The organism is Acidiplasma aeolicum (genome assembly GCF_001402945.1).
GTDB lineage: Archaea > Thermoplasmatota > Thermoplasmata > Thermoplasmatales > Thermoplasmataceae > Acidiplasma > Acidiplasma aeolicum.
Map to the genome: position 1 here is coordinate 1 of NZ_LKBG01000098.1, position 2,023 is coordinate 2,023.

Consider the following 2,023-nt stretch of genomic DNA (forward strand, 5'->3'; position numbering starts at 1 on the left):
CATATATTATTTTTTATAGTATATGGAAAAGTTGGGAAATGAATATTTATATATATTGGAAATAAAACTTTAGTGAGTGTATGCCAGATATAAAAGATTTTGATAATGCAAGTTTAACTTCAACGCATAAACAGTGGACATTAATTGCATCTCTAGGTGATTTTCTTGATGCAGGAATGTTTGCGGGAACAGGAATTACGCTTGCAGCTATAGCAACATTGTTACATTTTAACACTATAGAAGAAGGACTGCCTGCATTTATAACATTAATAGCATGTGCTTTAGGAGCCTTATTTTTTGGGAGACTCGGTGATAAATTTGGTAGAAAATATATTTATCAGGTGGACATGATAATATATGGTGTCTCATCAATACTTTTGTCTCTTACTGGTGTATTTCCGTCAAATTCCTTTAATATTATATGGTCCATGATTTTTTATGCTCTTGTAGGTCTAGCTGTAGGTGCTGATGTCCCAACGTCCTGGTCATTAATCTCAGAATTTTCTCCAAAAAATTACAGAGGCAGACTTATGAGTGTAACTACCGTAATGTGGTACGTCGGTGTTCTTGTTGAATTAGGATTTGCAATTGCACTTGTAAATTCTGGTATGATTCTATTTAGAACCATCTGGATAATGCTTGGACTTGTAGCCTTTCTTGCGTGGGCACTAAGAAGGCGTTTAACCGAATCTCCTAGGTTCGATATTTTAAAAGGAAGAACTGCAGATATAAATGAATCTGCAAAAAAATTAAATGTTAAAAGTAGATCTGATACAAAGGAAGAATACTCATCAAGAAAATATGCAGAATTATTCAAAAAATATGGTCCCTTTTTACTATTTTCCTGGTTTTTATATTTAATTTGGGGAATTCCAGCATCCACATACGGGGAATTCTTTCCGTATATATTTGATTCACTTCATCTTGTTAGTGCTAGAGTAACATTTGCATTTGAGGCCATATACTTTGCCAGTGCTATAGTCCCTGGCGTGCTAATATTTTATTATTTATCAGATAAACTCGGACGTGTACCATTATATCTTATAAGTGCTATTATGTCATCTATATCATTCTTTATGCTTGTCTATCCGCCATTTCTGAAAAATGTAGGGGTCCTCCTTTTGTCTTTTTTGTTATTTGGTATTGGTCAAGGGCTTGGAGTTTGGCCAACAACAAGATTACTTTCAATAGAACATTTCCCAACAAGCTTAAGAAATTCAGGACAGGGGTTTGTATGGTTTACAATGAGATTTGAAGCAGGAATTTTCGGCCTCTTTACACCTTTAATAGTTGGTACCTCTGGAATTCATGTAGATTATATTGGATATATAGGGGGTATTTTCTTCCTATTAGCCTTCATAATAGTTCTAATTCTTTATAGATTCCATCCTGAATATGTAAAAACAGAAAGAAAATCCTTGGATGAAACATCATATGATAATCCCATTGAGATTTAAATTTATTATATTTTTTTAAAAACAAAAATTTTTAACCATCTTCATATTCATATTTATTATGAAACCTGCAATATTCCTTGATAGGGACGGTACTATTAACTACGATGCAGGGTATACATATAAATTAGAAGATCTTAAAATATATGATGACATAATTCCAATACTTAAAAAGTATTATGATAGTGGCTATATAATAATTGTTATTTCAAATCAATCCGGTATAAACCGGGGATATTTCACAGTAAATGATATGAAAAAATTTAATGATGGAATAAAAAGAATTTTTATGGAACATGGAATTGTTATATCGGATTTCTATTTTTGCCCCCACAAACCAGAAGAAAACTGTGAATGCAGAAAACCTAAAACAGGAATGGTGGAACAGGCTGTAAAAAAATACGGTATAGATCTTAAAAATTCTATTGTTATAGGTGATAGGGATGATATTGATGGTGAGCTTGCAAGGAATCTTGGAATAAAGTTTATAAAGGTTCATGGGTACAGTGCACCCTGATTTAATATATAATTTTAATGTAAAAATAATTTTGGTTTATTATATACTAGAT

2 protein-coding genes are annotated in these 2,023 nt (G+C 32.0%); both read left to right on the forward strand.

Annotation, left to right across the window (positions count from 1 at the left end):
• Nucleotides 1-80 precede the first annotated feature (80 nt).
• Entirely contained in the window at nt 81-1,457 is a 1,377-nt protein-coding gene (locus tag AOG54_RS02855; RefSeq protein WP_055032386.1) for an MFS transporter, read from the forward strand.
• A 58-nt stretch (nt 1,458-1,515) separates the two neighbouring features.
• Complete coding sequence (locus AOG54_RS02860) at nt 1,516-1,971, forward strand: D-glycero-alpha-D-manno-heptose-1,7-bisphosphate 7-phosphatase (protein ID WP_048101119.1); 456 nt, start codon at nt 1,516-1,518, stop codon at nt 1,969-1,971.
• The last annotated feature ends 52 nt before the right edge of the window (nt 1,972-2,023 follow it).